General features: G+C 67.4%; 4 protein-coding genes, 1 pseudogene and 1 other annotated feature. Of the genes and pseudogenes, 1 reads left to right on the forward strand and 4 read right to left on the reverse strand.

Annotated elements, in window-relative coordinates:
• Positions 1–3 precede the first annotated feature (3 nt).
• Together hutH and hutI are read right to left on the reverse strand one after the other, a co-directional pair.
• Positions 4–1,530 (reverse strand): histidine ammonia-lyase, encoded by a 1,527-nt coding sequence (hutH, locus tag QLH51_RS14825; protein ID WP_125660722.1) that lies wholly within the window; start codon positions 1,528–1,530, stop codon positions 4–6.
• A gap of 44 nt (positions 1,531–1,574) precedes the next feature.
• The gene (gene hutI, locus QLH51_RS14830) at positions 1,575–2,780 is read right to left on the reverse strand and encodes an imidazolonepropionase (RefSeq protein WP_125660725.1); all 1,206 of its coding nucleotides are present in this window, start codon (positions 2,778–2,780) and stop codon (positions 1,575–1,577) included.
• Between the two features lie 91 nt (positions 2,781–2,871).
• Here hutI and QLH51_RS14835 point away from each other — a divergent pair, with 91 nt between their 5' ends.
• Positions 2,872–4,224 (forward strand): formimidoylglutamate deiminase, encoded by a 1,353-nt coding sequence (locus QLH51_RS14835; protein ID WP_125660728.1) that lies wholly within the window; start codon positions 2,872–2,874, stop codon positions 4,222–4,224.
• Positions 4,225–4,261: 37 nt separating this feature from the next.
• Here QLH51_RS14835 and QLH51_RS14840 read toward each other — a convergent pair whose 3' ends face one another.
• Positions 4,262–5,866 (reverse strand): TonB-dependent receptor domain-containing protein, encoded by a 1,605-nt coding sequence (locus tag QLH51_RS14840; RefSeq protein WP_125660730.1) that lies wholly within the window; start codon positions 5,864–5,866, stop codon positions 4,262–4,264.
• A pseudogene (locus tag QLH51_RS14845) lies at positions 5,766–6,657 on the reverse strand (IS3 family transposase); the annotation flags it as partial. The pseudogene QLH51_RS14845 and the gene QLH51_RS14840, both read right to left, overlap by 101 nt.
• Positions 6,260–6,376, reverse strand: a sequence feature (AL1L pseudoknot). (Overlaps the previous pseudogene by 117 nt.)
• Positions 6,658–6,874: the final 217 nt, after the last annotated feature.

The raw sequence follows: 6,874 nt of genomic DNA on the forward strand, positions 1-6,874 counted from the left end.
CGCCTACAGCCCCGGCAGCGCGACGCCGGCGGCGGCGATCAGGCTGCCCGACCGGATCAGCGTGTTGGCATGCTCCATGTCGGGATGGAAATAACGATCGTCCGTCAGCGTGGGGACGATGCCGCGCAGATGCTCGCGCGCGGCGGTCAGCGGCGCGCTCGATGCCAGCGGCGCGTGGAAATCCATGCCCTGGCACGCCGCGAGCAGTTCGATGCCGATGACGGCCTGCGCGTTCGCGGCCATGTCGAGCAGGCGACGCGCGCCATGCGCCGCCATCGAGACATGATCCTCCTGATTGGCGGAGGTCGGGATCGAATCGACGCTGGCCGGATAGGCGCGCTGCTTGTTTTCCGACACCAGCGCGGCGGCGGTGACCTGCGGGATCATGAAGCCCGAATTCAGGCCGGGCTGCGGCGTCAGGAACGCGGGCAGGCCCGACAGCGCCGGATCGACCAGCATGGCGACGCGGCGTTCCGCGATCGATCCGATCTCGCACAGCGCCAGCGCGATGATGTCGGCGGCGAAGGCGACCGGCTCGGCATGGAAATTGCCCCCGGACAAGGCTTCGTCGGTGTCGGCGAAGATCAGCGGATTGTCCGATACGCCGTTGGCCTCGATCGTCAGCGTCGCCGCCGCCTGCCGCAATATGTCGAGCGCCGCGCCCATCACCTGCGGCTGGCAGCGCAGGCAATAAGGGTCCTGCACGCGCGGATCGTCGATGCGGTGCGACGCGCGGATGGCCGATCCCGCCATCAGGTCACGCAATGCGGCGGCGACCTCGATCTGTCCGGCATGGCCGCGCAGCGCGTGGATGCGCGGGTCGAACGGGGCGTCCGATCCCTTGGCCGCTTCGGTCGACAGCGCCCCGGTCAGCAGCGCCGACTGGAACAGCCGCTCCGCCATGAACAGGCCGACGAGCGCGTTGGCGGTCGAGAATTGCGTGCCGTTCAGCAGGGCGAGGCCCTCCTTCGGTCCCAGTTCCAGCGGCGACAGGCCGGCGGACGCCAGCGCGTCGACCGCCGACATACGCTGTTCGCCCACCATGATGTCGCCGATGCCGATCATCGCCGCGGCCATATGCGCGAGCGGGGCAAGGTCGCCGCTCGCGCCCACCGATCCCTGGCACGGCACGACCGGCGTCAGCCCGTTTGTCAGCATCGCTTCCAGAAGCGCGACCGTCGCCGGGCGGACGCCCGATGCCCCCATGCCGAAGCTGGCGAGCTTCAGCGCCATCATCAGCCGGATCACTGGCGTAGGGCTGGGATCGCCGGTGCCCGCGGCATGGCTGAGGACGATGTTGCGCTGGAGGATGGCGAGGTTATCGTCGTCGATGCGGACGCTCGCCAGCTTGCCGAAGCCGGTGTTGATGCCATAGACCGGCTCATGCCGTGCGAGGATCCGCGCGACCGATGCGGCGCTTTCCGCGACCACGGGCGCACAGGCGGGGTCGAGCGTGGCGGACGCGCCCTCGTGGATCGCGCGCCATTGCGACAGCGGTACGGCACCCGGCTTCAACGTCACATGCGCCATATCGACTCCTCTGAATGGAAATGCCCTGTCGGCCCGCGCGATCGTCATCGACCGCGCCAGATGCGCCGGTGCAGCGGGTTGAATCCAATGCGGTAGACCAGCTCGGCGGGCTGCTCGACGTCCCAGATGGCGAGGTCGCAATCCTTGCCCGCCTCCAGCGTCCCGATCCGGTCGGACAGGCCCAGCGCGGCGGCGGCGTTGACGGTCATGCCGCGCAGGCATTCCTCGACCGTCAGGCGGAACAGCGTCGCCGCCATGTTCATCGCCAGCAGCGGCGAGGTGAAGGGGGAGGTGCCGGGATTGCAATCGGTGGCGAGCGCGATCGGCACGCCGGCGGCGCGCAGCGCGGCGACCGGGGGCAGATGCGTGTCGCGGGTGAAATAATAGGCACCCGGCAACAGCGTGGCGACGGTGCCGGCCGCCGCCATCGCGGCGACCCCGGCGTCGTCCAGATGCTCCAGATGATCCGCCGACAGCGCGCCGAACCGCGCGGCCAGCGCGCCGCCGTGCAGGTTCGACAGCTGGTCGGCATGCAGCTTGACCGGCAGGCCGTGGCGCGCCGCCGCGGTGAAGACCCGCGCCGTCTGCGCCGCCGAAAAACCGATGCCTTCGCAAAAGGCGTCCACGGCATCGGCCAGCCCCTCGGCGGCGATGGCGGGCAGCATGTCGTCGCACACGTTCGCGATATAGGCGTCGGCGTCGCCGGCATATTCGGGGGGCAGGGCGTGCGCGCCGAGGAAGGTCGTGCGGATGCCGACCGGGCGTGCGTCGCCCAGCGCGCGCGCGGCGCGCAGCATCCTGACCTCATCGGCGAGCGACAGGCCATAGCCCGACTTCACCTCGACCGTGGTGACGCCTTCGGCGATCATCGCGTCGAGCCGGGGCAGCGCGCCGGCGACCAGTTCATCCTGATCCGCGGCCCGCGTGGCCGTCATCGTCGACAGGATGCCGCCCCCGGCGCGGGCGATGTCCTCATAGGACGCGCCCTCCAGCCGCAGGGCGAATTCGTGCGCGCGGTCGCCGCCGAAGACCAGATGGGTGTGCGGGTCGATCAGTCCGGGGGTGATCCACCGGCCCGCGCAGTCGATCGTCTCGCGGGCGGAAAAGGTCGGCGCGTCGCCGGCGGTGCCGACATGGACGATCCGTCCATCGGTGGCGGCGACAACGCCCGATTCGATAACGCCCAGACCCTGCGCGCCGGGGCGCATCGTCGCCAGCCGCGCATTGGTCCAGACTGTGTCGCACTGCATCGACTATCGTTCCGATCGGCTATGGTCATGCCTCAGTAATGTATATACATAACGAGTCAAGAGAGACTGTCCATACGGGAAGGGGCGAGCGATGGCATTGTGGTTCGAACGGGCGCTGACGTCCGATGGCTGGCGGGATCGGGTGCGGATGGCGCTAGCCGGCGGCGTCATCGCCACCATGACCGACGATGTGCCTGCACAGCCGGGCGACGATCGCCAGGGGATCGCGATTCCGGGCCTCGCCAACGTCCACAGCCATGCGTTCCAGAGGGGCATGGCGGGGCTTGCCGAAATGTCCGGCGACGGCAGCGACAGTTTCTGGACGTGGCGCGAGATCATGTACCGGTTCGTCGATCGCCTGACGCCGGAGGGGCTGCGGGCGATCGCGGCGCTGGCCTATGCCGAGATGCTGGAGGGCGGCTTCACCCGCGTCGGCGAGTTCCACTATCTGCATCACGACCGCGACGGCACGCCCTATGGCGACCGGGCGATCATGGCGCATGCGATCGTGGAGGCGGCGCAGGAGACAGGGATCGGGCTGACGCTGCTGCCGGTGCTGTATTCCCATGCGGGCTTCGGTGCCAAGCCGCCCACCGACGGGCAGCGGCGGTTCGTGAACGACCTGGACGCGTTCGCGCGGCTGTTCGATGCCACGCGCGCGGCGGCGGCGGGCCTGCCCGATGCGATGGTCGGGATCGCGCCGCACAGCCTGCGCGCGGTGACGGCGGCGCAACTCGACGGGCTGGCTGCGATGGCACCGGACGTGCCGGTGCATATCCATATCGCCGAGCAACAGGGGGAGGTGGATGCCTGCATCGCGTGGAGCGGCGCGCGCCCGATCGAGTGGTTGTACGACCATGCCGCCGTCGACGGTCGCTGGTGCCTGGTCCACGCCACTCACGCGAGCGACGCCGAACTGGGCGCGATGGCGGGCAGCGGTGCCGTCGTCGGCCTGTGCCCGATCACCGAAGCCAACCTTGGCGACGGACTTTTCCCCGTCGATCGCTTCATGGCGTTGGGTGGCCGGTTCGGCGTCGGATCGGATTCCAACGTGCGCATCGATGCGGCGGAGGAATTGCGGTTGCTGGAATATGGGCAGAGGCTGCGCTTGCAGACCCGCAGCGTGCTGGCCGGCGGTGCGCGGCGGTCCACGGGTGCGCATATCCGGCAGACGGCCCAGGACGGCGGCGCGCGTGCATTGGGGGGCGCTTCGCCGGGCCTGTGCGTGGGCGCGCCGGCGGACATCGTCACCCTGCGCGCCGACGATCCCGCAATGGTCGCCCGGGCCGGCGACGCCTTGCTCGACAGCTGGATCTTCGGCGGTCGCCCGCTGATCGACGGGGTATGGCGCGCGGGCGTCAAGCAGGTCAGCGATGGGCGGCACAACGCCCGCGACCGGATCGACGCAGGTTACAAACGGGTCATGACGACGATGCTGGGCTGATCCGGGCCGGGTTCGCGACGACCCGGCCCGGCCATGGTCAGCGTGAGCGACCGAAGGACATGCGCGCGCCCGCATAATAGAATCGGCCGATGGTGCCATAGGGGATCGCGATGCTGGCGACGTCGGCTTCCTTGCCGGTCAGGTTGTTCGCGCCGACATAGAAGCTGAACCGATCGTTGACCGCGACCGATGCCTGGACATCATGTTCCCAGCGCGCGCGAAACGAGAGGAACCGCGGCTCGGCGATCGTCGGGTTGGCGGCCACTTCCTGCGGCGAAAACCGCACCAGCGGACTTTGATAGAGCAGTCCGTAGTTCAGCGAGAAGGGCCCCTTGGTCCAGGTCAGGTCGAACACGCCGCTATATTCGGGGGCGGGATAGCGGGCATTGTTCAGATCGTTCAAACGATCGGCGCCCGGCGTCGATACGAAATCCAGCCGGTTGAGATAGTTGCCGACCAGCCGGACGTTGAACAGGCCCGCCGCACCGGCATCGAAGCGATAGTTCACCACCACGTCCAGCCCCTGCGTACGGAACGCCGCGACGTTCTGGGGACGGACGAAGAAGCGGTTGATGTACCCCGTCGTCGTGCTGCGTCCGATGTTGGCGCAGAACGGGTTGTCGAGCGTCGGCTGGTCGACGCACAGATTGGCGACTGCCTGCAACGACGGCGTGTTGACCGCATCGGTCAGGCGGATATTGTACCAGTCCGCGCTGATCTCCAGTCCGGGGACGAAGGACGGGGCGATCATGACGCCGACGGTCCAGGTCTTGGCGGTCTCGGGCGACAGCCCCGCATTACCGCCGGTGAAGCCGGACTGGGCCGAGGTGGCGATCAGGTCGTTGGCCGGCTGGAACGCCGCGATCCGGGCGGCCGACAGGCCGGCGGCGGTCAGCGCGGCACGGCAATTGGCGACGCGAAACTGCGTGCCGAACACGATGTTGGAGGGATCGCACGGGTCGCTGACGAAATCGATGATGCCCGTCTGCGGCGCGAACAGTTCGTTGATGTTGGGCGCACGGACCGACTGCGAATAGCCGCCCCGGAACCGGACGTCCGCCACGGGTGCCCACACGCCGTTCACCTGCCACGCCGTCGTCCGGCCCACGGTGGAATAATCCGATTTGCGCAGCGCCGCATTGACCTCCAGCGTGCGGGCGAACGGCACGTCCTTGAGCAGCGGGGCGCGCAATTCGCCAAAGACTTCCTTGACGTCGAATCCGCCGCGCAACGGCGCGACCAGCCCCGTATCCTTCAATGCCCCGGCCCGTTGCAGCGGATCGGGCGTGTAGTCGCTCTGCTCCTTGCGATATTCGGCACCGATCGCGAAACCGACCGGGCCGCCCGGCAGGCTGAACAGCGCGCCGAAATCGCCCGAGATCGATCCCGACACGACATGCTGTTGCAGGCGATACAGGTTGTTCAGGTCGGCGATGAAGAACTGGCGCGCGGCGGGATCGAACGCGTTTTCGCCCAGGATGTTGAGCGGTACGCACCCGCTGTTCGGTCCCGGCGTGAAGGTGGAGACGGGCAGCCTGTCGCCGAACTGATCGATGATCGGGCAGCGCCTGCTCGAGCGCATCCAGCACGAATCCGGCATGCGCCGTCCTGCTGGCGCGCCAGCCGACGATCCGCCTGGCATAGGTATCGATGACGAAGGCGACGTAAACGAACCCCGCCCAGGTCGCGACGTAGGTAAAGTCCGACACCCACAGCCTGTTCGGCGCCGGAGCACGAAACTGACGGTTCACGTGGTCGAGCGGGCATGGCGCTGCCTTGTCGCTGATGGTCGTGCGCACTGGCTTGCCCCGGATCACGCCTGCCAGACCCATATCGCGCATCAGCCGTTCCACGGTACATCGCGCGACCGCAAAGCCCTTGCGCATCATCTGCCGCCAGACCTTGCGCACGCCGTAGACCGCAAAGTTCTCGGCGAACACACGGGCTATCTCGGGCTTGAGGGCCAGATCCGCCCGCGCCCTAGCCGACAGGCGCGTAGCATCCTGCCGCTGTGCGACATGCTTGTGATAGGTGGATGGGCGATCGGCAGCACCTTGCAGATCGGCTCGACCCCGTAAGCTTCACGATGCTCATCGATGAAGCCGGTCATCGCTTGAACGGGCGGTCGAGCTTCGCCTGAGCAAAATACGCTGACGCCTTGCGCAGGATCTCGTTGGCCTGGCGAAGCTCGCGGTTCTCGCGTTCCAGCGCCTTCAGCTTGTCGGTAATTTCGGTGGGAACCCCGGCGCGCTTGCCGCTGTCGACCTCGGTCTTCTTCAGCCACTCATGCAGCGTCTGTGGCGCGCAGCCGATCTTCTCCGCAATTGAAACCACCGCCGCCCATCGAAACGGATGGTCACGCTCGTGATCCAGCACCATCCGCACCGCTCGCTCGCGGACCTCAGGCGCAAACTTGTTCGTCGTCTTGCTCATACAGGCTCCACCTTCTCAGGAGTTGGAGCCTCCGACAAACACGGGGCGGTTCAAAGACTGAGATCGGCCACACGCGAGCACCTATTCAGTCTAGAGGCTGTTATGGACTTGGAAGCGGGCTTGATTCATCCGTTATTGGATGAGCATTTGCCGCAAGTCGTATCTGTCTGACGTCAGTGATGAGGAATGGTCGCTGGTCGCACCATATTTGCTGTTG

The organism is Sphingomonas sp. 2R-10, assembly GCF_030062225.1.
Classification (GTDB): domain Bacteria; phylum Pseudomonadota; class Alphaproteobacteria; order Sphingomonadales; family Sphingomonadaceae; genus Sphingomonas.